The sequence below is a fragment of the Photobacterium sp. GB-1 genome (genome assembly GCF_003026165.1).
In the GTDB taxonomy this organism is placed as follows: domain Bacteria; phylum Pseudomonadota; class Gammaproteobacteria; order Enterobacterales; family Vibrionaceae; genus Photobacterium.
Genome location: NZ_PYOB01000006.1, coordinates 158613 through 181093, shown reverse-complemented (window position 1 = coordinate 181093; position 22481 = coordinate 158613). Strand labels below are relative to the sequence as shown.

Below are 22481 nucleotides of genomic sequence, written 5' to 3'. Positions count from 1 at the left end.
AACTATGTCTATCAACCACCACAATAGAGCTATTCAATTTTTTTATACAATAAGAAACCCTAGTTTTCATATTGTTGATTTTATCTGTTCTCGATGTATTATAGACGTCTAGACGGAAGTAGCTCTATACATACAAACGTACATATAGCTATATAACAGCGTTATAAACGCTACCGTGCGACTAAATTCAAAAGAAAGTGAGACTACCGATGGCAAAACATTTATTCACTTCTGAGTCGGTATCAGAAGGTCATCCAGATAAAATTGCAGATCAAATTTCAGATGCTGTATTGGATGCAATTATTGAACAAGATCCTAAAGCGCGTGTAGCTTGTGAAACTTACGTAAAAACCGGCATGGTAATGGTTGGTGGTGAGATCACCACATCTGCTTGGGTTGATATTGAAGAGCTAACACGTGAAACCGTACGTGAAATCGGTTATGTCCATTCAGATATGGGCTTTGATGCAAACTCTTGTGCAGTAATGAACACCATCGGTAAACAGTCTCCTGATATCAACCAAGGTGTTGATAAAACCGATCCTAAAGAACAAGGTGCTGGTGACCAAGGTATCATGTTTGGTTACGCAACCAATGAAACTGAAGTCTTCATGCCTGCGCCAATCACTTACTCTCACCGCTTAGTTCAGCGTCAAGCTGAAGTACGTAAGAACGGCACGCTTCCTTGGTTACGTCCTGATGCAAAATCTCAGGTAACGTTCGCTTACGATCAAGGTAAAATTGTTGGTATTGATGCGGTTGTTCTATCAACTCAGCACAGTGATTCAATTTCAACGTCTGATCTACGTGAAGCAGTAATGGAAGAAATCATCAAACCAGTACTGCCTGCGGAATGGTTAAATAAAGAGACAAAATTCTTTATCAACCCAACCGGTCGTTTCGTTATCGGTGGCCCAATGGGTGACTGTGGTTTGACTGGTCGTAAGATCATCGTCGATACCTACGGCGGTGCTGCACGTCACGGTGGTGGTGCTTTCTCTGGTAAAGATCCATCAAAAGTTGACCGCTCTGCAGCATATGCAGCACGTTATGTAGCAAAAAATATCGTCGCAGCTGGCATGGCAGATCGTTGTGAAATCCAACTTTCTTACGCTATTGGTATAGCCGATCCTACATCTATCATGGTGGAAACATTTGGTACTGAAAAAGTAGCACATGAGATCATCATTGAAGCTGTACGCCAACACTTCGACCTACGCCCATATGGCCTACAAGAAATGCTAGATCTTCTACAACCAATCTATAAGAAGACTGCAGCTTACGGTCACTTTGGTCGTGAAGAGTTCCCTTGGGAAAAAACAGATAAAGTGGCTGCACTTCGCGATTTCGCAAACATTAAGTAATACACTTAATCGTGCACAAAAAAGGACGCTTAGGCGTCCTTTTTTATTACTTGCCGTTTATCTATGTGCAATAAAAACACCTTGCTTCCCTACTCTCGCCAGCGCGTTATCTTCGGTGTATAGTGCCGATCTCAATAACCAAGAACGAGTAACAATGAATTCACTGCAACAACAAGTTATCAAACGTGTCGAACACGCCATCAAAACCGCCAATCAACGCCTTAATAAACGTTTAAAAATGCCGACTGTGACTTTTACCCAACGAGGGAAAATTGCGGGAAGTGCACGATTACAAAGCTGGGAAGTACGTTTTAACCCTGTCTTACTCAATGAAAACGCAGACGCTTTTCTAAACGAAGTTGTTCCACACGAAGTGGCACATTTAATTGTGTTTAAACTGTTTGGCCGGGTAAAACCGCATGGTAGAGAGTGGCAATTGATCATGCGAGAAGTGTTTCAAGTAGCACCAAGAACAACACATCGCTTTGATGTCAGCTCAGTCTCAGGTGACACTTATCTCTATAAATGTAGCTGTAGCGAATATCCGTTAACCATTCGCCGGCACAACCGTATCTTACGTGGACAAGCCAACTACCATTGTCGCCGATGCCGTGAAGTTTTGGTGTATTCGCCTCAGTAGCGTACGATTCTGTATGAAAATAATCAAAAAGCACAGTTACAAATAATTGCGACACACTTCTCAAAGAGAAAAATATCAGTAAGCTAGTGATACGATAAATAATTAATGAACTACATTCATGACACGTATCTCAAGCTGTTTTGCTATTGCCCTACTATTACCTGTTACCGCATTTGCGACCTCTTATAAGCCAAGCGAACTTGGCAACACGACTAATCCCTCTTTCAGCAAAGCAAAAAAAATCATGCAAACGGAAATTTATATTTCTCCTCAAGACATGAAAACCATTTACTGTGGTGCTGATTTCAACAATAAAAAATACGTGACATTACCCTCCGGTTTTACCACTGAAGTGTATAAAAAACGCGTTAAACGCTGGGAAGCGGAGCATGTCGTTCCAGCCGAGAACTTTGGTCGTGCTTTTAGTGAATGGCGTGAAGGTGCTGCCGTTTGTGTTGATAGTAAAGGAAAAGCCTTTAAAGGCCGTAAATGTGCAGAAAAAGCCAATAACGAATACCGCTTAATGCAATCCGACCTTTATAATTTATACCCTGCCATTGGCGCCGTTAATGCTGCAAGGCAAAACTATAATTATGTAATGCTGCCTAAAACCAACAGCAAAAATTATCGTTCATTTGGTAGTTGCGACATGATTATTGATAAAAAGGATCATGATGCTCAGCCGCCCGAGCGTGCTCGCGGGGTGATTGCTCGTACCTATATGTATTTTGAAGCCGTATATCCAAAATATAAAATGAGTCGTCAACAACGCCAATTAATGAATAGTTGGGATAAGCAGTACCCTGTATCTAAGTGGGAATGTGAACGTGCAGCTAAGATTGAAAAGATCCAAGGCAATGTTAATCCAATCCTCGCGAGTCGATGCGCCTAAAACGTTTCAGCACCGTAACTTGTTATGTATGAGAGAGCATACATAACATTTTTATGGCTCTCTCTAACCATAACAAACATGTTGCGATAGAAATAACATGTTTTATTTAAGCCTGAATAATTGGCGAATTGCTCATCCATGTTAAGATTCGTCATTACTCTTTTTTATTGCATAGATGACCGCATTATGAGAATTCCACGTATTTATCATCCAGAATCTTTACCTTCTCACGGCAAGGTAATGCTCAGTGACGATGCTGCTAACCATGTTGGTCGCGTTATGCGTATGCAAGTAGGCCAAGAGCTATTAATGTTTGACGGCAGTAATGCAGAGTTTCCCGCCGTTATCACCAACGCAAGTAAAAAAAGCGTTGAAGTAGAGATCCAATCTCGGGTTGAACACAGTATTGAATCCCCACTAGATATCCATTTAGGTCAGGTGATTTCACGTGGTGATAAAATGGAATTCACCATTCAAAAATCCGTCGAGTTAGGGGTGAATACCATTACACCGCTAATTTCAGAACGATGTGGCGTTAAATTAAATGCTGAACGTTTTGAAAAAAAACTCGAACAGTGGCAAAAAATCGCCATTGCAGCTTGTGAGCAATGTGGTCGTAATGTTGTCCCTACTATTCGCCCAGTGATGAAACTGGAACAATGGTGTGCTGAAGAATATGATGGTCTAAAGCTCAACTTACACCCTCGCGCTAATTATTCGATAAACACGCTTCCAACACCAGTCACTAATGTTCGTTTATTGATTGGCCCTGAAGGCGGTTTATCTGCTGATGAAATCAGCATGACAGAACAATATAAATTTGATGAAATTTTGCTGGGGCCTCGCGTACTTCGTACCGAAACCACCGCAATGACAGCCATCACCGCACTGCAAGTACGCTTCGGTGATTTAGGCTAAATTAGAGATTAGGAGAACACAATGATCAAACTGGGTATCGTGATGGACCCTATCGAGTCTATCAATATCAAGAAAGATTCTAGCTTTGCTATGATGTTAGAAGCTCAGCGTCGCGGCTGGGAAATTCATTACATGGAAATGAATGATCTATCTTTAGAGCAAGGTAAAGCGATTGCCCGTACGCGTGTCGTCACAGTACAACAAGATCCTGATCACTGGTTTGATTTTCACAGCGAGCAAGAAATTGAATTATCAGATCTTGATGCTGTACTAATGCGAAAAGATCCTCCTTTCGATACTGAATACATTTACGCGACTTACATCCTTGAGCGTGCCGAAGATAATGGCGCTCTGATTGTAAACAAGCCACAAAGCCTACGTGACTGTAATGAAAAGCTGTTTACGGCATGGTTCCCTGAGCTAACACCAACCACTATTGTTACTCGTCGCGCCGAGAAACTAAAAGCCTTCCACCAAGAGCACGGTGATGTGATCTTAAAGCCACTTGATGGTATGGGTGGTTCGTCAATTTTCCGTGTAATGAAAGGCGATCCTAACGTATCGGTTATCATTGAAACGCTAACGAATATGGGCCAAAACTACTGCATGGCACAAACCTTTGTTCCTGATATTAGTAATGGTGATAAGCGTATCTTAGTGGTTGATGGCGAGCCTATGCCTTACTGCCTAGCACGTATTCCTGCTAAAGGGGAAACTCGCGGTAACTTAGCTGCTGGCGGACGTGGTGAAGCGCGTCCAATCAGTGAAACTGATCGTAAGATCGCAGAAACCGTTGCGCCAGTTCTAAAAGAAAAAGGCCTCATTTTTGTTGGACTTGATGTGATTGGTGACAAGCTAACGGAAATTAATGTGACTAGCCCAACCTGTATCCGCGAGATTGAAGCGGCTTTTGATATCTCAATTACAGGTAAATTAATGGATGCTATCGAACGTCGAGTAAACGCGAAGTAATATCGCTTTACTGACAATCATCAACCATACTCAAATTAAGAATGCAGCGGCAATGTCGCTGCTTTTTTACCTATCAGTAACGAGTGAACGCTCGCTGATTTGTATCAAACTCTGGTGTTGTAGATGAATTTGACCAACCACTTTTTAGTGGCGATGCCCACTATGCAAGATCCTCAATTTAAGCAAAGTGTTATTTATCTTTGTGAGCATAATAATGAAGGCGCAATGGGGATCATTATTAACCAACCTATCGATATTTCTATTGCTGATATGTTGGAGCAAATAGAAGTTGAGAGAAAGCTACCTGTTGCCGATCCTATTAGCTTAGAATCACTGGTACTTAATGGTGGACCCGTTTCTGAAGATCGTGGTTTTGTACTTCACACCACGAAAGGTGAATATAGCTCAAGTTTACCTGTGAATAACGAATTAGCCGTGACCACCTCACTGGATATTTTATCTGAGCTGGGTACTGCACAAGCGCCAAACCAATTTCTGGTCGCGCTAGGTTATGCCGGATGGGATGCGGGGCAATTAGAGCAAGAACTGGTTGATAACAATTGGCTCACCATTGAAGCAGATGACACCATTATTTTTTCCACTCCTATCGACGAACGTTGGCATAAAGCAATTGAAAAACTTGGCTTTACACCAGCAAACCTTTCTTTAGACATAGGTCACGCATGAGTCAATCTCGCAGTGTATTAGGTTTTGATTACGGCACCAAAAGTATTGGTGTTGCTATTGGTCAAGAGCTGACAGGAACCGCTACTCCCCTTGCCGCTTTAAAAGCCAAAGATGGCATCCCCAATTGGGATGATATTGAAAAGATTTTAAAAGAATGGCTACCTGATTTAGTCGTTGTAGGATTACCTTTAGATCTTGAAGGTAAAGAGCTTGAAAGCATTACACCACGGGCGAAAAAATTTGCTAATCGCTTACATGGTCGTTTTGGCTGCCAAGTTGAACTACACGATGAACGTTTAAGTACTGTTGAAGCAAAAGCAGAACTGTTTGAGCGTGGTGGTTATCGATCATTAAGTAAAGGTAATATCGACTCACAATCTGCTGTCGTTATTTTAGAAAGCTGGTTTGAACGTCAATACAGCGCTTAATATTACAAGTTTCTAAAACAAACAAGACAAGTGCTGTTGAGGTACTTGTCTTTTTTATTATCTAAAATCTAACAATTGTCGAACCTTGTACAGCTTTTTTCTTATTGATCATCATAAAGCTAAACACGATCAAAACCTGTACTAAGATCCTCCTTCAAGGCCTTGCTGTTTCTTGTTTGTACAGCTTGTACAGCTTTTGAACCTCTTGAACTCAAAAGCTGTTCCGACAATTATCACTAAAATGATTAAAATTATTTTCAATAAAATTCAATAGGTTAAAACAAAACCCAAATAAAGCATTAAATATAAGTAACTAGTTTATGATGATCCTAATGCGTTAGGAACATCACAAACATATTACTGAAGATCTAATTTCACCCCAGATAGCGTACTGGTACTGTTTGACGTTTTATTATTAGGATCACCCACTTTAATCATTAAGCGAAGATCATTCGGTGAATCAGCGTGGTGCAGCGCATCTTGCTCGGTGATTTTCCCATCTCGAAATAATGCATATAACGATTGATCAAACGTCACCATTCCAGCCTGATTTGATTTTGCCATCACATCTTTAATTTCATGTAACTCACCGCGACGGATCAAATCGGCGACACGTGGCGTATTGAGCAGCAGTTCATAAACACCATGTCGTCCGACACCATTGGCATCAGGGATCAACTGTTGCGCTAAAATACATTTCAGGTTTAACGACAGATCAAACAAAAACTGCTCACGTCGCTCTTTTGGTACAAGATGAAGAATACGTTCAAGTGCTTGGTTGGCGTTATTCGCGTGTAGTGTTGCCATACACAAGTGCCCTGTTTCGGCAAACGTCATCGCATATTCCATCGTCTCACGACTTCGGATCTCACCGATCAAGATCATATCTGGAGCTTGACGCAGTGAGTTTTTCAATGCCACTTCATAACTGGCAGTATCAAGCCCAACCTCACGCTGAGTTATGATGCATTTATTATGTTCATGGATAAACTCAATCGGATCTTCAACCGTTAAAATATGGCCACTACGATTTTGATTTCTAAACCCCGTCATTGCCGCCATTGATGTCGACTTACCCGAGCCTGTCGCCCCAACCACCAGTACTAAACCACGTTTAGCCAGTGCTAATCTTTCCATATCCAGCGGTAGGTTAAGCTCATGAATATTCGGTATCTTGGTTTCGATTCGACGGACCACAATACCGGGTAATTCACGTTGCCAAAATGCACTTAATCGAAAACGACAACCATTACGGACAATGGCAAAATTGGCCTCACGGGTCGCAACAAATTCTTTATATTGCTCATCGTCCATCGCTTCGTGGAACAACGAATCCACTGCTGCGCGATCAAGTAATTCGCCAAGATGATGTAAGTTGCCATCAACTTTCAGTAAGCATGCTGAGCCGACGGTGATATATAAATCCGACGCTTTACGCTCAACCATTTGCGCTAATATACTATCTAAATTCATCTCTTTTCCTACCTCGTTAAACCTGAGGTGTTATTAGAAACCGCGCTGACTGGTATCAACAATACGACGACCTTCTTCAGCTTCAACTAAGCCTTTTGCCACCAGCATCTTCACGCTTTGCTCCATGGTTTGCATTCCCATCGATGAGCCGGTTTGGATCATTGAAAACATTTGTGCGACTTTATCTTCACGGATCAAGTTACGAATCGCAGGTGTTGCCATCATAATTTCATGGCTGGCTACACGACCACCGCTCACACACTTTAATAAGCTTTGTGATATCACTGCGCGTAACGACTCCGATAACATAGAACGAACCATAGATTTATCACTACCAGGGAAAACATCAATGATACGGTCGACCGTCTTTGCCGCAGAACTGGTATGCAAGGTACCTAAAACTAAGTGCCCCGTTTCAGCAGCGGTTAACGCTAAACTGATGGTTTCCTGATCACGAAGCTCACCCACTAAAATCACATCGGGATCTTCACGCAGTGCTGAACGCAGTGCGTTTTGGAAGCCCAATGTGTCACGGTGCACTTCTCGCTGGTTGATCAAACAACGTTTACTGCTGTGAACAAATTCAATCGGATCTTCAATCGTCAGAATATGACGGTTATAGTTGGTATTGATATAATCAACTAACGCAGCAATGGTGGTCGATTTACCCGAGCCAGTCGCACCTGTTACTAATACCAAGCCACGTGAAAGCTGGGCAATATCATAAAAAACATCAGGAACGTTTAACGATTCCAATGTTGGAATATGAATAGGAATGGTTCGAAACACCGCCGAACAACCACGAGACTGATGAAAAGCATTAACCCTGAAGCGACCGATGTCGGGAATTTCAAATGAAAAATCGACTTCTAAGTTTTCTTCATACTCACGGCGCTGGGCATCGTTCATAATGTCAAACACTAAACGGTGTACTTCACTGTGATCAAGTGCTGGCATACTGAGCTTTCTAACATCGCCATCAACACGAATTATCGGTGGAACACCTGCAGAAAGATGTAGATCCGATGCGTTATGCTTTACACTAAAATCCAGTAATTCGGTGATATCCATAAATTTTCCCCAAGAATCAATTATGACTAGTATCAAACAAAATATTGCTGAGGTCATCAACCAGATCACCTTAGCAACTGAAAAATGCGGCAGGGCTGCAGATTCCGTGCAACTATTGGCAGTAAGTAAAACCAAGCCAGTGGAAGCGATCGAAGAAGCCATTACTGCAGGCCAGTATGCCTTTGGCGAAAACTACGTACAGGAAGGTGTTGATAAGGTTAATCACTTTGCGAGCCATCCGGAGAAAAACTTGCTTGTATGGCATTTTATTGGGCCGATCCAATCTAATAAAACTCGCCTTGTCGCAGAGCATTTTGATTGGGTGCACTCTATTGATCGTATAAAAACAGCAAAACGTTTAAGCGATCAACGTCCAACGTCAATGGCACCGCTGCAAGTTTTACTGCAAGTTAATAGCAGCGCTGAGGCAACAAAATCGGGAATAACCTTGGCTGAAGTGCCTGCACTGGCCGCAGAAATAGCTGCAATGCCAAATATTGAACTGCGCGGTTTAATGTCGATTCCACAACCGGCCACAGATTACGACAGCCAATTTGCCACTTTTAAAGCGTTGGCTGATACACTAGAACAGTTGAAATTGACTTATCCCAATGTTGATACATTATCAATGGGAATGAGTGGTGATATGGAAGCGGCAATTGCAGCAGGTAGTACAATTGTTCGTATTGGCACCGCGATTTTTGGTGCTCGTGATTACGGTAACAAAGAATAATTACTAATATTCGTACTGTTCATGATAACAACAGCTCAATTAAGGTAAAAAACATTAAGTTTGTACCTATTTATAAGGATTTTACATGGAACAACGCTCAATTGCTTTTATTGGGGCAGGTAATATGGCTCGCTCAATTATCGCAGGATTAGTTGCTAGCGGTTACGATGCAAAAAAGATTACGGCCACCGCCCCTAGCGATGCTCGCCGTGAACCTTTAGCGCGTGACTTTGGTATTCATACCACTAGAGATAACCTAAATGCTGCTCAAGATGCTGATGTTGTTGTTCTTGCGGTTAAACCACAACTTATGGAAGAAGTGTGTAAACCACTGCAAGACATTAACTTTGCGGGAAAATTAGTGATTTCTATTGCCGCTGGCATTAATTGCGAGCGCTTATGTGAAATGTTAGGCCAGCAAGTTGAATTGGTTCGTGTAATGCCAAATACTCCCTCTTTAATTGGTAAGGGGATGAGCGGCTTATATGCAAACCCACAACTCACAGAAACCGACCGATTATTTGCCACTCAACTATTACAAGCCGTAGGCGAAATTTGTTGGGTACAAGAAGAATCAGGTATCAATGGTATTATTGCCGCAGCAGGCAGTGCTCCCGCCTACTTCTTTTTGTTTATGGAAGCAATGCAGCAAGAAGCGATGAACCAAGGGTTTGATGCCGATACTGCGCGCTTACTGGTTCAGCAAGCCGCTTTAGGTGCCGCTGAATTAGTAAAAGCGAATCCAGATACTTCATTGTCGACACTACGTGATCAAGTCACTTCAAAAGGTGGCACGACAGCTGAAGCTATTAATACATTTAATCAACATCAATTCTCAGATATTGTTGCTAAAGCGATGCAAGCAGCCGTATCTCGAGCTAAAGAAATGGAACAATTGTTTTAAGGTTTATCTATGAATCCTTTCGTTTATCTAGTTCAAACCGGCTTTGATCTTTACATCATGGTCGTATTATTACGAGTTTGGTTACAATGGTCTCGTGCAGACTTTTATAATCCCTTCTCACAATTTATTGTTAAAGCGACTCAACCGATCGTTGCGCCATTACGCCGCGTGATCCCATCAATTGGTTCGCTAGATATGGCAACCGTACTGTTTGCTTATGTACTGTGTGTCGCTAAATTTATCATCATTATTTCAATCAGCAGTGGTGGTTTTTCCTTTGAACCAAGCTTCCTGTTCTTAGGGCTATTAGCATTATTAAAAGCAGCTGGTAGTTTATTGTTCTGGGTACTATTGATCCGTGCAATCTTAAGCTGGGTTAGCCAAGGTCGAAGCCCTATCGAATATGTCATGCACCAATTAACAGAACCACTAATGGCACCTGTTCGCCGCGTTCTTCCTGCAATGGGCGGTTTAGATCTGAGTGTTCTAGTGATCTTTATTGCACTACAATTTGCTAACTACGCGATGGGCTCTTTAGTTGGTAACGTGTGGTACATGCTGTGACAGAAAAGACCATCTTTCGTGATGATGACGATCTCATTATTCGACTTTATATCCAACCGAAAGCAAGCCGCGATCAGATCGTTGGCTTGCATGGCAACGAAGTAAAAATTGCCATTACCGCGCCACCGGTAGACGGAAAAGCCAATGCCCATTTAGTAAAGTACCTTGCAAAACAATTTAAGGTCGCTAAGGGGTTAATTCATGTAGAAAAAGGCTTACAAGGTCGGCACAAACAAATTCGGATTGAAGCCCCGAAAGTTATTCCCTCAGAGATCGCCACCATCATGTAATTTGATTGGTTCAATAAAGCGAATATCAATCACCGATATTCGCTTTTTTTATCCCCTTACTCTTAACTACAATCATCAAGTCAAGCAACACATCGAGACAGAAAGGAAATACTTCAGTGACTCACTGAAAGATAAGGATCGTTCATGAAAATATTACTCAGCCTGCTACTGCTCGTTTTCACGCTACCTAGCCATGCCGGACAATTCAAAAAATTTGGCGACTTAGAAGTACATTATTCTAGTTTTGCCTCAACATTTTTAACCCCAGAGATTGCCAGCCACTATAAAATTCAGCGTAGCCGTTACAGTGCCTTGGTCAATATTGCAATTCTTGATACCAGTAAAGAAGAAAAAACAGCGGTTAAAGCACAATTAACCGGTATTGCTCGTAATGTATTAGGGCAGCAAAAGAAGTTAAATTTTAGAGAAATAAAAGAAGGTAAATCAATTTATTACCTTGCTGAATTTAAACACACTAATGATGAAACGTTTAATTTTACGATCACTATTTACTCTAACGGTAAAAAAGAAACACTGATCTTTAAGCAGACCTTCTTCGTTGACAAGTAACCACTTGAGCATCAATCTCTTCTACAATCACTAGGCGCACTCGCGCCTTTTTTATTACGATAACAACCGTTATTATAGCCGCCAATATTACATAGCTTGACGTTCAAAAGGCATCAAAATGAGTAAACTTGTACTAGCAACAGGCAACCAAGGCAAAGTGAAAGAAATGGCCGATTTACTGGCTGATTTTGGTTTTGATGTAGTCGCGCAAAGTGATTATAACGTTTCATCCGTTGCTGAAACGGGCACCACATTTATTGAAAATGCGATCATTAAAGCGCGCCATGCCGCAAAGGAAACGGGCCTTCCAGCCATTGCCGATGACTCTGGCTTAGAAGTTGATTACCTCAACGGCGCTCCTGGTATTTATTCTGCACGTTTTGCCGGTGAAGACGCATCAGATGCTGACAACATTGATAAACTACTTGCAGAAATGAAAGATGTCCCTGCCGAGCAACGTACTGCACGTTTCCATTGTGTGCTTGTGATGATGCGTCATGAAAACGATCCTACTCCACTGGTTTGCCATGGCTCTTGGGAAGGCAGCATCTTAACTGAACGTCATGGCGAAAATGGTTTTGGTTACGATCCGGTATTTTGGGTACCTGAAGATCAATGTGCTTCAGCTCAACTTCCACCTGCTCGTAAAAAGCAACTATCACACCGTGGTAAAGCACTACAGCAATTGTTTAGCGCATTAAAGGCCGATTAAATGCTTGTACCTCCACCACTGAGTTTATATGTCCACATCCCTTGGTGTGTACAAAAATGTCCTTATTGTGATTTCAACTCTCACGCCTTAAAGACAGATCTTCCTGAGCTTGATTATATTGATGCCTTAATTGACGACTTAGAAACCGATCTTAGCGCTTATCAGTTAATCAATGGAGCACGACCTCTCCACTCAATTTTTATTGGTGGAGGGACGCCTAGCTTGATCTCTCCAAGTGAGATCGGTCGTTTATTAAAAGCCATTGAGCAACGCATTCCATTTAGTGATGATATTGAAATTACTATGGAAGCCAACCCTGGCACAGTAGAGGCGGGTCGTTTTGAAGCTTATCGCCAAGCTGGTGTAAACCGTATTTCTATTGGTATTCAAAGTTTTCAAAATGAAAAACTCGAACGTCTTGGCCGTATTCATGGCGCAGATGAAGCAATTCGTGCAGCTGGCCTTGCAAAGAAAGCGGGATTAAACAGCTTTAATGTCGATCTTATGCATGGCTTACCGGATCAAAGCGTGAGTGATGCGATCAGTGATTTAAAACAAGCGATCGCACTCGATCCACCGCACTTGTCTTGGTACCAGCTGACAATTGAACCCAATACCCTGTATTACTCAAAACCACCGACATTGCCTGATGATGACGACTTGTGGGATATTTTTGAGCAAGGTCATCAGCTTTTAACAGAAGCCGGTTATCAGCAATATGAAATATCAGGCTATAGCAAGCCGGGAAAACAATGTCAGCATAACCTTAACTACTGGCGTTTTGGTGATTACCTTGGCATTGGTTGTGGCGCACATGGCAAAATCAGTTTTGCTGATGGGCAAATCATCCGTACCGTTAAAGTCAAACACCCTCGTGGATATTTACAAGCGGATAAGCCGTATTTAACGCAAGAGAATAAGGTTGCTGATGGTGAACGTCCATTCGAGTTCTTTATGAATCGTTTTCGTTTATTAGAATCCTGTCCAAAGCAAGATTTTGTCGCAAGAACAGGTTTAGCGTTAACAACCATAGAACCGACAATTGATTGGGCGATAGCGCAAAACTATCTCCAAGATACGGGCGATCATTGGCAAATCACCGAGCACGGTAAATTGTTCTTAAATGATCTCCTAGCCGCCTTCGTTGACGATGATAACGAATAATATCTAATAAAAAAACGAGCACTATGTTATTCACAGTGCTCGTTTTTCTCTGGTTAGATACTAACTAATTTAATGTTACGCTGCGCCAGTTTTTTAATGCAGGAATCGCATCTTGCAACCGTTGTTCTTGTTCTATTCGTAGCGAAACAAATTCACACACTTGCTTATCAATACGCTGAGAATGCGACAACAAATAGGGCAAGTCATTATCTAAAAGCTCGTAATAGTCCGATAATAATTGTGTTTGTTTAGAATTCAGTGCGACCTTATGTACATCGAAAAACATCCGCCCTTTAGCATCCACAATAAATTCTTGTTTACCTTGTACTAAGGTTAACCGTCCTTCATTTAAACTCAGTGAGTTATGCCATAGTGGCTCACATTCAACCGCATGAGCTGATACCGTAAAGAAACTGAACATCGCTACTATTGCGCCTAATATCGATGTTTTTAATTCGTGAAACCCCTTATTCATTAACATACGATTCTCCCCCTAATGTGAGCCTCGCGGTTTATGTATACGGGCTCACTAAAAAATAGAACGTCCAATACGCTCAGATAACTTCTCTAACGCTGCAGTCCCTGCAACAGAATTACCGGATTGATCAAGTTCTGGCGACCATACTGCAATCGTCATCTCACCCGGTACAATCGCAACAATACCACCACCTACGCCAGACTTTCCTGGCATACCAACACGATAGGCAAATTCACCTGCGCCATCATACAAACCACAAGTCGCAAGCAATGCATTTATATGCTTACTTTGAGTTTGGCTGATAATTCTTTTTTTCGCGCCTAAAGGAAGCCCTTTATTTGCTAAATAGCTAAATGTTCTGGCGAGATCGACACAACTCATCTTGAGCGCACAATAACTAAAATAATTAGTGAGCACTGGCATCACTTCATTATCAAAGTTACCGAATGAACGCATTAAATAAGCAATGGAAGCATTACGATCGCTATGTTGCATTTCAGAGCTAGCGACGACTTTGTCGTAGACAATATTCGGATTACAAGAAAGCTCTCGTACCAATTCCAACATCCGGTATTGCGGTGCACATAAACGACTATGCAGTAAATCCGACACCACAATCGCACCTGGGTTAATAAACGGATTACGTGGGATGCCTTTTTCTAGCTCAAGCTGGATCATGGAGTTAAACGCTTGACCTGATGGCTCTTTTCCAACTCGAGACCACAACTCTTCCGATTCATATAAGGTCATTGCAAGTGTTAACGACAACACCTTAGAGATAGATTGAATAGAAAAACCTTCTTGGCTATCACCCGCCTGAATAATTTCTCCGTCGTTATAGCACACTGCTATACCTAATTTACTCGCAGGTACGTTAGCTAAAGCCGGAATATAGTCAGCCACTTTTCCTTGACCTATCAATGGTCTCACTTCATCTAATATTTCATTTAGCAGTGTAGCTGTTGGCTTCATATCTCTTTCTCCAAGGGGAAAAAAAGCCAACACAAGGTTGGCTTTTTCATTGATTTAACCAAGCGTCATTAAATCAATAATGTCTTATTTCTTCAGCATATAATACCAAAGAGAAATTATTCAGTACGCTCGTACTTCATATCCCAAACCCCGTGACCTAAGCGGTGACCACGAGCTTCGAATTTGGTTAATGGGCGATCTTCTGGACGATCAATATAAGCACCGTTTGTTGCCGTATTGCGGTAACCAGGCGCTGCATCCATCACTTCAACCATATGCTCAGCGTAGTTTTCCCAGTCAGTTGCCATGTGGAAAATACCGCCAATTTTAAGCTTTTTACGCAGCATTTCAGCAAATTCAGGCTGAACAATACGACGCTTATGGTGACGTGCTTTATGCCATGGGTCTGGGAAGAATAGCTGTACGGTATCTAAACTACCATCAGGGATCATGTATTCAAACACTTCAACGCCATCGTGACACATTACACGAAGGTTAGTTAAACCCGCATCTTCCGCACCCATTAGACACGCACCCACACCTGGGCTATGTACTTCGATCCCAATAAAGTTTTTCTCAGGGGCATTTTTAGCCATTTCAACTAATGATGCCCCCATACCAAAACCAATTTCCAACACGACTGGCGCTTCACGGTTATATACTTCTTTCCAGTCCAGCATTTGCTTGGCGAAATCAATACCCATAGTTGGCCAATTGTTTTCCATCGCATGTTCTTGGCCCTTAGTTAAACGGCCTTCACGACGGACAAAGCTACGGATCTTACGAACCAGTTTGCCATCTTCGGTAAATTCGGTCAGGGTCACTTCACCTGACTTCTTTGAAACTTCGCTCATGCTAATAACTATCCAAACAAAAAAGAAACGGATCGGCATTATCCAAAGTTATCGACTCAATTCAAGTCTATCAATTGCGACAATGGCCAGTTTATGGTGCAATCTTGCCCATAATAGACAATAAATAACGTTGCACTTCTGTTTGCAGTATAAGTGATTGCACTAGCGGACACCAATTTTCACTGTGTAGCAAAAATAACTCGATAGCTATTCTTCATTGGCAAATGCCATATCCTTTTGCGCAGTATAAAAGATAAGTAGCTATAAACTGTAAAGTGAGCACAACATTGAGTACGACATTTTCCGATGCCATTTTAGCGTGGTATGACAAATTCGGCCGCAAAACTCTACCTTGGCAACAAAACAAAACCCCATATAAAGTATGGCTTTCAGAGATCATGCTACAACAAACCCAAGTAGCAACCGTGATCCCCTACTTTGAACGTTTTATGGAGCGCTTCCCTACCGTGCAAGACTTAGCGGCTGCCGAGCAAGATGAAGTCTTACACTTATGGACAGGGCTCGGCTATTACGCTCGCGCACGTAACCTCCATAAAGCAGCGCAGTTAATTGTTAGTGAACATAACGGCATTTTCCCAACAGATATCGATCAAGTCCACGCATTACCGGGCATTGGTCGTTCAACGGCTGGTGCTGTTCTGTCACTCTCACTCGCTCAACATCACCCTATTTTAGATGGCAATGTGAAACGTACGCTTGCCCGTTGTTACGCGATTGAAGGCTGGCCTGGTAAGAAAACCGTTGAAAACACGTTATGGCAAATAGCAGAAACAAATACGCCCGAAAAGGGCGTTGAGCGCTATAACCAAGCCATGATGGATATGGGAGCAATGATTTGTACCCGTAGTAAACCTAAATGTGAATTATGTCCCGTAAGCACACAATGCATTGCACTCAAAGAATTACGACAAACCGATTTTCCGGGTAAAAAACCCAAAAAAACCTTGCCTGAAAAACAAACATGGTTCGCTATTTTACAGTGCGACGATAAAGTTTGGTTAGAACAACGCCCACAGGTCGGCATTTGGGGTGGTCTTTGGTGCTTCCCTCAACATGACAATGCTGATTTAACGTCGCTATTGGACAAGCAATTAGGTCAACAACTGTCACTTATCGAACAGCAAAGTCAATTAACTGCTTTTCGTCATACGTTTAGCCATTATCATCTTGATATCGTGCCGATTTTATACGAACTTAAATCACAACCTACAGAAATCAATGAAGCTTCAGGTCAATGGTATGATCTTAATAATCCACCAAAAATCGGATTAGCAGCACCAGTACAGAAAATTTTGGACAGTTTGGCATACTCGTTAAACCATCAAAAATAAGACGGTTTTTACCGCTTTTATTTCCGCTCAGTGATGCTAGATGCCAGTCACTGACTCTGGTATAACTATCAACTAATCACTCATTTTCGCTGAGCCTGTATATCAGCGAGTTACAGTAAGGAATATTTCATGAGTCGTACTGTTTTTTGTACTCGACTACAACAAGACGCTGAAGGTTTAGACTTTCAACTTTACCCAGGTGAACTAGGCCAACGTATTTTTGATAATATTTCTAAGCAAGCATGGGCTGAATGGCAAGGTAAGCAAACCATGCTGATCAACGAAAAAAAGCTCAACATGATGAACCCTGAACATCGCCAGTTATTAGAAACTGAAATGGTGAAGTTTTTGTTCGAAGGTCAAGATGTGATTATCGACGGTTACACGCCGCCAGAAAAATAAAATTTATAATTGAGATTTCATCTCTTAATTTGCTTAACTTGATGAAATCTCAATAATGAATATCAAAATCACACCACAACGAACAAAAAGACAACAAACGACACTGTTTATCTTTTTTTATGAAAAAAAGTGTTGACGAAAAGGCTGAAAACCCTTTTAATAGCGCTCCGTTGCCTCGATAGCTCAGTCGGTAGAGCAGAGGATTGAAAATCCTCGTGTCGGTGGTTCGATTCCGCCTCGAGGCACCATTACTTCCCTTTCGAAGTATGGTGCAAAGCAACCACAATCTGTTCCTCCTTAGTTCAGTCGGTAGAACGGCGGACTGTTAATCCGTATGTCGCTGGTTCAAGTCCAGCAGGAGGAGCCACTATTTATTTCTTGGCTCAACAGAGCGGGGAAATTAAAAGAATATAGTGTGCCGACTTAGCTCAGTAGGTAGAGCAACTGACTTGTAATCAGTAGGTCACCAGTTCGACTCCGGTAGTCGGCACCATTTATTCTCTTACTCACGTAAGAAATGCAAAAATAGCAATGTAATTGCTGTGTTTGCCTCGATAGCTCAGTCGGTAGAGCAGAGGATTGAAAATCCTCGTGTCGGTGGTTCGATTCCGCCTCGAGGCACCATATTCATCTCGCTTGATACGTCAAGTCAGATAAAAGAGACAATTCCTCTTTAGTTCAGTTGGTAGAACGGCGGACTGTTAATCCGTATGTCGCTGGTTCAAGTCCAGCAAGAGGAGCCAAAATAAAGTGTGCCGACTTAGCTCAGTAGGTAGAGCAACTGACTTGTAATCAGTAGGTCACCAGTTCGACTCCGGTAGTCGGCACCATTTATTCTCTTACTCACGTAAGAAATGCAAAAATAGCAATTTAATTGCTGTGTTTGCCTCGATAGCTCAGTCGGTAGAGCAGAGGATTGAAAATCCTCGTGTCGGTGGTTCGATTCCGCCTCGAGGCACCATATTCATCTCACTTGATACGTCAGGTAAGATAAAAAAGATAATTCCTCCTTAGTTCAGTTGGTAGAACGGCGGACTGTTAATCCGTATGTCGCTGGTTCAAGTCCAGCAGGAGGAGCCAGTTAAGAAACCTTGTCGCAAGACAAGGTTTTTTTTCGTCTTAAATTTGTTAACTTTTCTCATCCTCCCTTCTCCAATACTATTTTTAGATAAAATAATTCCTCTCAAAATCACTACTCCACGATCTTTTTTAATCGCCTTACCAGCAATGCGATCTTTTCAGTTAAAGACTTAATAATGACTCCTTTTCTTTCGATATTTCACAAAATAATCTTTAATTATTTCTGTTGCTTGCTTCACAAACTAATGTTCAAACAGGTATCAGCCCCCAATAAAAGCTTACTTTTCAAACAAACGGAACAAAAAAGACAAGGTTGATAATTATTTAGAAAAAAAGCATTGACGCAAAGACCGAAAACCTTTTTAATGCGCTCCGTTGCCTCGATAGCTCAGTCGGTAGAGCAGAGGATTGAAAATCCTCGTGTCGGTGGTTCGATTCCGCCTCGAGGCACCATGCTTCCCTTTCGAAGTATGGTGCAAAGCAACCACAATCTGTTCCTCCTTAGTTCAGTCGGTAGAACGGCGGACTGTTAATCCGTATGTCGCTGGTTCAAGTCCAGCAGGAGGAGCCACTATTTATTTCTTGGCTCAACAGAGCGGGGAAATTAAAAGAATATAGTGTGCCGACTTAGCTCAGTAGGTAGAGCAACTGACTTGTAATCAGTAGGTCACCAGTTCGACTACGGTAGTCGGCACCATTTATTCTCTTACTCACGTAAGAAATGCAAAAATAGCAATGTAATTGCTGTGTTTGCCTCGATAGCTCAGTCGGTAGAGCAGAGGATTGAAAATCCTCGTGTCGGTGGTTCGATTCCGCCTCGAGGCACCATATTCATCTCGCTTGATACGTCAAGTCAGATAAAAGAGACAATTCCTCTTTAGTTCAGTTGGTAGAACGGCGGACTGTTAATCCGTATGTCGCTGGTTCAAGTCCAGCAAGAGGAGCCAAAATAAAGTGTGCCGACTTAGCTCAGTAGGTAGAGCAACTGACTTGTAATCAGTAGGTCACCAGTTCGACTCCGGTAGTCGGCACCATTTATTTTCTTACTCACGTAAGAATGCAAAAGTAGAGACTTAACCATCACTACTTCTGCCTCGATAGCTCAGTCGGTAGAGCAGAGGATTGAAAATCCTCGTGTCGGTGGTTCGATTCCGCCTCGAGGCACCATATTAAAAAGTAACGTTATTGACGTTATGACAAAAAGAACAAAACGTGCCGACTTAGCTCAGTAGGTAGAGCAACTGACTTGTAATCAGTAGGTCACCAGTTCGACTCCGGTAGTCGGCACCATCTTTTGAAGCCTCATCTTTGATGAGGTTTTTTTTCGTCTTGAGAAAATCTCCTCTTTCTAATCACATCCCCCTTTGAGACAAAAAAAGCCCCGCTACATGAGCGAGGCTTTACCTATAATGATGAATACACGCGGTTAACCACCAGTGAACATATTAGTGATCCAAGCGGCAGGTTTATTGCTTGAACACTGCGCTTTTAATTGCCCATTTTTATCCCAAACCGGCAAGGAGACACTTCCGTTACAGTTTGGTATTAATGTGCCATTGGCTTGCTTATCATACTTCATGGTGGTGATCTGCTTAGGCCATGGAAGCGTTAATGGCGCTGGCTTACGACGGGTTAAGTAATCAGCATAAATTCTTAATGCACCGCTAGAGCCCGTTAAACGCACTGGCGTATTGTCATCACGTCCAACCCATACTACCGCCACTTCATGCCCATCAGCACCTGCAAACCAGCTATCACGGTTTTTATCCGTGGTCCCCGTTTTACCTGCCAATTTCGCGGCACTAAATTTACTCTGTAAGTAACGTGCGGTACCTTGACTCACGACTCGCTTCATATCATAGGTTGTTAGCCATGCTGCCTGCTCTGGCACCACTTGAGAGGCTTTAGGGTAGTTTTGATAAAGAATCCTACCTTTCTGATCAACAACCGCGCGCAATGCCGTTAAATCTGCTCTGCGACCACCACTTGTGATGGTCTGGAACATTTGTGCCACCTCATAAGGTGATAAGGTAAATGAACCTAGCAGAATTGATGGCAGTTTAGGAATTTCATCGCGATCGACACCAAGTTTGCTCATAGTATTAATCACACTTCCCAGCCCAACTTTTAAACCCAGATTAACGGTAGGCACATTCAATGAGTTCGCTAACGCATAATAAAGTGGTACTTGCCCTCTAAACTTACGATCGTAATTTCGTGGACGCCATGTAGTACCTTTGCTACCACGTAATACAATCGACTTATCATCCAAGCTGGTTGCTAGATTGAACTTATTAGGCTCACTCAATGCCGTTAAATACACCGCAGGCTTGGCTAATGAACCTATTTGACGACTGGCATCTAACGCACGGTTAAAGCCTGCATAACCTGGGCGACTACCACCGACAATAGCACGTACTTCTCCGCTTAGGCGATCAACAACCACCATTGCTGTTTCGACTTTAAGCCCTGCTTTTTTATTCAGCTTTGGCACCATTGCGGCAACACTTTGCTCTGCTGATTGCTGTGATAATGGGTCTAAGGTACTAAAGATACGTAGCCCTTTACCTGACTTGTAAATATCACCGACATCACGCTCTAATTCACGTTGTAGCTGCTGGAAATAAGCAGGCTGTCGACTCGCGATCTTCGGTGTCTTTTGTACCCCTAATGGGCTTGAAGCCGCAGCTTCATATTCAGCTCCAGTAAGGGTGTTATTTTTCAGCAATAAGCTAAGGACTAAATCACGACGCTCTAGCGTACGCTCTGGATGTCGCCAAGGGTTAAACTGAGAAGGCCCTTTCACCATGCCCACCAGCATGGCTAACTGTGCTGATGTGAGCTCTTCTAATGGACGACCAAAATACAATCTTGCTGCTAATGGGAAACCATGAACTTCTTTACCGCCATTTTGACCAAGATAGATCTCGTTAAGGTAAGCTTCTAATATCCGATCTTTGCTATAGCGATAATCAATAATAACTGCAATATAGGCCTCACGAACTTTACGCCATAGGCTACGTTCACGACTTAGAAATAAGTTCTTCGCGAGCTGCTGAGTTAAGGTACTGCCTCCTTGTACCGTTCGACCTGCACGTAAGTTCACGAACATGGCACGAATGATCGCCAATGGTGATACACCATCATGCTGATAGAAATCTCTATCTTCTGTTGCGAGCAATGCATCAATTAAGAGTGGTGGAAACTCATCGCGCTTCATAAAAATACGCTGCTCATTGCCTGAAAGGCCCAACATGCCTAACATTTTAGGTTCAATGTTGAAATAGCCTAACGAACGCTTGGTGATGAGATCTTTAATACTTGTTAACGTAGTGCCCGAAAACGTCAGTAACACATGCTGTTTTTTCTCAGCTCCTTCAGGAAAATCAAACGGACGTCGGATCAATTCAATGCGAGTTGATGAAGCAGAGTATTCCCCAATACGGGTTGGCGTGTGCACTTTGTGGTATTTCAATAAATCCAATTCACGGCGCACATCCATAATACTGATATGTTGATCTGGGCGAAGTGTTAATACTCGACCATAAACAACAGACGGTAAATCCCATATTTGACCATCCATTTTATTACGTACAATCGTATCAAGGTAAATCCCTATCACCAGCATTGCGGCAACAACCACTAAGCCGATTTTAAAGCTCAGCCACCCCAGTTTACGTAACCAGGGACGATCTGTTTTAACCGATTTTTTTGTTTTTTTCTTGGCTGTTCTTTTAGCCGGCGCCTTTTTAGTCGCACTCGCAGCAGGAGTACGTTTAGTGGGCTTTTTTGCTGTAGGTTTTACTGGGGTTTTCTTTCGTGGTGTCGTCGGCTTTTTTCCACCACTGTCTTTGGGCGGTGCAACATGCTTTCTTGACTGAAAATGAAGAGGCAACTTAATCATAATGCATCAACTAAGGTCATTCCTATCTTAAAATAGGAGCAACAACCATTGCTCCTA

22 protein-coding genes and 16 tRNA genes are annotated in these 22481 nt (G+C 42.3%); 32 read left to right on the top strand and 6 right to left on the bottom strand.

Features of this window, described 5'->3' with window-relative positions; translation table 11 throughout:
* Positions 1 to 209: 209 nt before the first annotated feature.
* The 7 genes from metK to ruvX all read left to right on the top strand — a co-directional run bounded on the left by metK (position 210) and on the right by ruvX (position 5901).
* Entirely contained in the window at positions 210 to 1364 is a 1155-nt protein-coding gene (metK, locus tag C9J45_RS09205; RefSeq protein ID WP_107206601.1) for a methionine adenosyltransferase, read from the top strand.
* Positions 1365 to 1518: 154 nt separating this feature from the next.
* A complete protein-coding gene (locus C9J45_RS09200; protein WP_107206600.1) occupies positions 1519 to 2004 on the top strand; it encodes a SprT family zinc-dependent metalloprotease in 486 nt (161 codons plus the stop codon).
* 118 nt (positions 2005 to 2122) lie between these two features.
* Complete coding sequence (locus C9J45_RS09195) at positions 2123 to 2896, top strand: endonuclease (RefSeq protein ID WP_107292450.1); 774 nt, start codon at positions 2123 to 2125, stop codon at positions 2894 to 2896.
* 186 nt (positions 2897 to 3082) lie between these two features.
* A complete protein-coding gene (gene rsmE, locus C9J45_RS09190; protein WP_045084455.1) occupies positions 3083 to 3814 on the top strand; it encodes a 16S rRNA (uracil(1498)-N(3))-methyltransferase in 732 nt (243 codons plus the stop codon).
* A gap of 21 nt (positions 3815 to 3835) precedes the next feature.
* Positions 3836 to 4786, top strand: a complete 951-nt coding sequence (gene gshB / locus C9J45_RS09185) for a glutathione synthase (protein WP_045084456.1) — start codon at positions 3836 to 3838, stop codon at positions 4784 to 4786.
* Between the two features lie 123 nt (positions 4787 to 4909).
* Positions 4910 to 5473 carry a YqgE/AlgH family protein gene (locus tag C9J45_RS09180; RefSeq protein WP_107206597.1) on the top strand — a complete coding sequence of 188 codons (564 nt, stop codon included), beginning with the start codon at positions 4910 to 4912 and terminating at the stop codon, positions 5471 to 5473.
* Positions 5470 to 5901: a Holliday junction resolvase RuvX gene (ruvX, locus tag C9J45_RS09175; RefSeq protein ID WP_107206596.1), complete on the top strand. Its 432-nt coding sequence runs from the start codon at positions 5470 to 5472 to the stop codon at positions 5899 to 5901. Before C9J45_RS09180 ends, ruvX begins: the two co-directional genes overlap by 4 nt.
* Positions 5902 to 6258: 357 nt before the next feature.
* Here the strand turns inward: ruvX and C9J45_RS09170 are convergent, their stop codons facing one another.
* Together C9J45_RS09170 and C9J45_RS09165 are read right to left on the bottom strand one after the other, a co-directional pair.
* Positions 6259 to 7374: a PilT/PilU family type 4a pilus ATPase gene (locus C9J45_RS09170; RefSeq protein WP_107260179.1), complete on the bottom strand. Its 1116-nt coding sequence runs from the start codon at positions 7372 to 7374 to the stop codon at positions 6259 to 6261.
* A gap of 33 nt (positions 7375 to 7407) precedes the next feature.
* Positions 7408 to 8445 (bottom strand): type IV pilus twitching motility protein PilT, encoded by a 1038-nt coding sequence (locus tag C9J45_RS09165; protein WP_005371345.1) that lies wholly within the window; start codon positions 8443 to 8445, stop codon positions 7408 to 7410.
* A gap of 22 nt (positions 8446 to 8467) precedes the next feature.
* On the opposite strand from C9J45_RS09165, the gene C9J45_RS09160 reads away from it, so the two are divergent.
* The 7 genes from C9J45_RS09160 (at position 8468) to hemW (ending at position 13382) form a co-directional block, all read left to right on the top strand.
* On the top strand, positions 8468 to 9178 hold the full coding sequence (locus C9J45_RS09160) for a YggS family pyridoxal phosphate-dependent enzyme (RefSeq protein ID WP_107206594.1): 711 nt from the start codon (positions 8468 to 8470) through the stop codon (positions 9176 to 9178).
* Positions 9179 to 9263: 85 nt separating this feature from the next.
* On the top strand, positions 9264 to 10082 hold the full coding sequence (gene proC / locus C9J45_RS09155; protein WP_107292449.1) for a pyrroline-5-carboxylate reductase: 819 nt from the start codon (positions 9264 to 9266) through the stop codon (positions 10080 to 10082).
* 9 nt (positions 10083 to 10091) lie between these two features.
* A complete protein-coding gene (locus C9J45_RS09150) occupies positions 10092 to 10646 on the top strand; it encodes a YggT family protein (protein ID WP_005371338.1) in 555 nt (184 codons plus the stop codon).
* Entirely contained in the window at positions 10643 to 10936 is a 294-nt protein-coding gene (gene yggU / locus C9J45_RS09145) for a DUF167 family protein YggU (protein WP_005371336.1), read from the top strand. Before C9J45_RS09150 ends, yggU begins: the two co-directional genes overlap by 4 nt.
* Before the next feature lie 144 nt (positions 10937 to 11080).
* Complete coding sequence (locus C9J45_RS09140; RefSeq protein ID WP_107260181.1) at positions 11081 to 11506, top strand: DUF4426 domain-containing protein; 426 nt, start codon at positions 11081 to 11083, stop codon at positions 11504 to 11506.
* A 118-nt stretch (positions 11507 to 11624) separates the two neighbouring features.
* Complete coding sequence (locus tag C9J45_RS09135) at positions 11625 to 12218, top strand: XTP/dITP diphosphatase (RefSeq protein ID WP_045084464.1); 594 nt, start codon at positions 11625 to 11627, stop codon at positions 12216 to 12218.
* On the top strand, positions 12219 to 13382 hold the full coding sequence (hemW, locus tag C9J45_RS09130) for a radical SAM family heme chaperone HemW (protein ID WP_107206592.1): 1164 nt from the start codon (positions 12219 to 12221) through the stop codon (positions 13380 to 13382).
* Between the two features lie 64 nt (positions 13383 to 13446).
* Here hemW and C9J45_RS09125 read toward each other — a convergent pair whose 3' ends face one another.
* The 3 genes from C9J45_RS09125 to trmB all read right to left on the bottom strand — a co-directional run bounded on the left by C9J45_RS09125 (position 13447) and on the right by trmB (position 15686).
* The gene (locus tag C9J45_RS09125; RefSeq protein WP_107246360.1) at positions 13447 to 13863 is read right to left on the bottom strand and encodes a hypothetical protein; all 417 of its coding nucleotides are present in this window, start codon (positions 13861 to 13863) and stop codon (positions 13447 to 13449) included.
* 48 nt (positions 13864 to 13911) lie between these two features.
* Positions 13912 to 14832, bottom strand: a complete 921-nt coding sequence (gene glsB, locus C9J45_RS09120) for a glutaminase B (RefSeq protein ID WP_107206590.1) — start codon at positions 14830 to 14832, stop codon at positions 13912 to 13914.
* A gap of 116 nt (positions 14833 to 14948) precedes the next feature.
* Complete coding sequence (gene trmB, locus C9J45_RS09115; protein WP_045153679.1) at positions 14949 to 15686, bottom strand: tRNA (guanosine(46)-N7)-methyltransferase TrmB; 738 nt, start codon at positions 15684 to 15686, stop codon at positions 14949 to 14951.
* 287 nt (positions 15687 to 15973) lie between these two features.
* On the opposite strand from trmB, the gene mutY reads away from it, so the two are divergent.
* From mutY to C9J45_RS09025, 18 genes are all read left to right on the top strand, one after another.
* Positions 15974 to 17038: an A/G-specific adenine glycosylase gene (mutY, locus tag C9J45_RS09110; protein ID WP_107292448.1), complete on the top strand. Its 1065-nt coding sequence runs from the start codon at positions 15974 to 15976 to the stop codon at positions 17036 to 17038.
* A gap of 129 nt (positions 17039 to 17167) precedes the next feature.
* Positions 17168 to 17440, top strand: a complete 273-nt coding sequence (locus C9J45_RS09105; protein WP_006647282.1) for an oxidative damage protection protein — start codon at positions 17168 to 17170, stop codon at positions 17438 to 17440.
* Between the two features lie 172 nt (positions 17441 to 17612).
* Positions 17613 to 17688, top strand: a tRNA-Phe gene (locus C9J45_RS09100).
* A 43-nt stretch (positions 17689 to 17731) separates the two neighbouring features.
* Positions 17732 to 17807: transfer RNA gene (locus C9J45_RS09095), tRNA-Asn, on the top strand.
* A 50-nt stretch (positions 17808 to 17857) separates the two neighbouring features.
* Positions 17858 to 17933 (top strand) — tRNA-Thr (locus tag C9J45_RS09090).
* A 55-nt stretch (positions 17934 to 17988) separates the two neighbouring features.
* Positions 17989 to 18064: transfer RNA gene (locus C9J45_RS09085), tRNA-Phe, on the top strand.
* Between the two features lie 43 nt (positions 18065 to 18107).
* Positions 18108 to 18183 (top strand) — tRNA-Asn (locus C9J45_RS09080).
* An 11-nt stretch (positions 18184 to 18194) separates the two neighbouring features.
* A tRNA-Thr gene (locus tag C9J45_RS09075) sits at positions 18195 to 18270 on the top strand.
* A gap of 55 nt (positions 18271 to 18325) precedes the next feature.
* A tRNA-Phe gene (locus C9J45_RS09070) sits at positions 18326 to 18401 on the top strand.
* A 43-nt stretch (positions 18402 to 18444) separates the two neighbouring features.
* Positions 18445 to 18520 (top strand) — tRNA-Asn (locus C9J45_RS09065).
* Between the two features lie 377 nt (positions 18521 to 18897).
* Positions 18898 to 18973 (top strand) — tRNA-Phe (locus C9J45_RS09060).
* A gap of 42 nt (positions 18974 to 19015) precedes the next feature.
* A tRNA-Asn gene (locus C9J45_RS09055) sits at positions 19016 to 19091 on the top strand.
* Between the two features lie 50 nt (positions 19092 to 19141).
* Positions 19142 to 19217 (top strand) — tRNA-Thr (locus C9J45_RS09050).
* 55 nt (positions 19218 to 19272) lie between these two features.
* A tRNA-Phe gene (locus C9J45_RS09045) sits at positions 19273 to 19348 on the top strand.
* A gap of 43 nt (positions 19349 to 19391) precedes the next feature.
* Positions 19392 to 19467: transfer RNA gene (locus C9J45_RS09040), tRNA-Asn, on the top strand.
* 11 nt (positions 19468 to 19478) lie between these two features.
* A tRNA-Thr gene (locus tag C9J45_RS09035) sits at positions 19479 to 19554 on the top strand.
* Positions 19555 to 19611: 57 nt separating this feature from the next.
* Positions 19612 to 19687 (top strand) — tRNA-Phe (locus tag C9J45_RS09030).
* A 47-nt stretch (positions 19688 to 19734) separates the two neighbouring features.
* Positions 19735 to 19810: transfer RNA gene (locus C9J45_RS09025), tRNA-Thr, on the top strand.
* A 136-nt stretch (positions 19811 to 19946) separates the two neighbouring features.
* Here the strand turns inward: C9J45_RS09025 and mrcB are convergent.
* Positions 19947 to 22424, bottom strand: coding sequence for a penicillin-binding protein 1B (mrcB, locus tag C9J45_RS09020; RefSeq protein WP_107206588.1), 2478 nt, complete (start codon positions 22422 to 22424; stop codon positions 19947 to 19949).
* Positions 22425 to 22481: the final 57 nt, after the last annotated feature.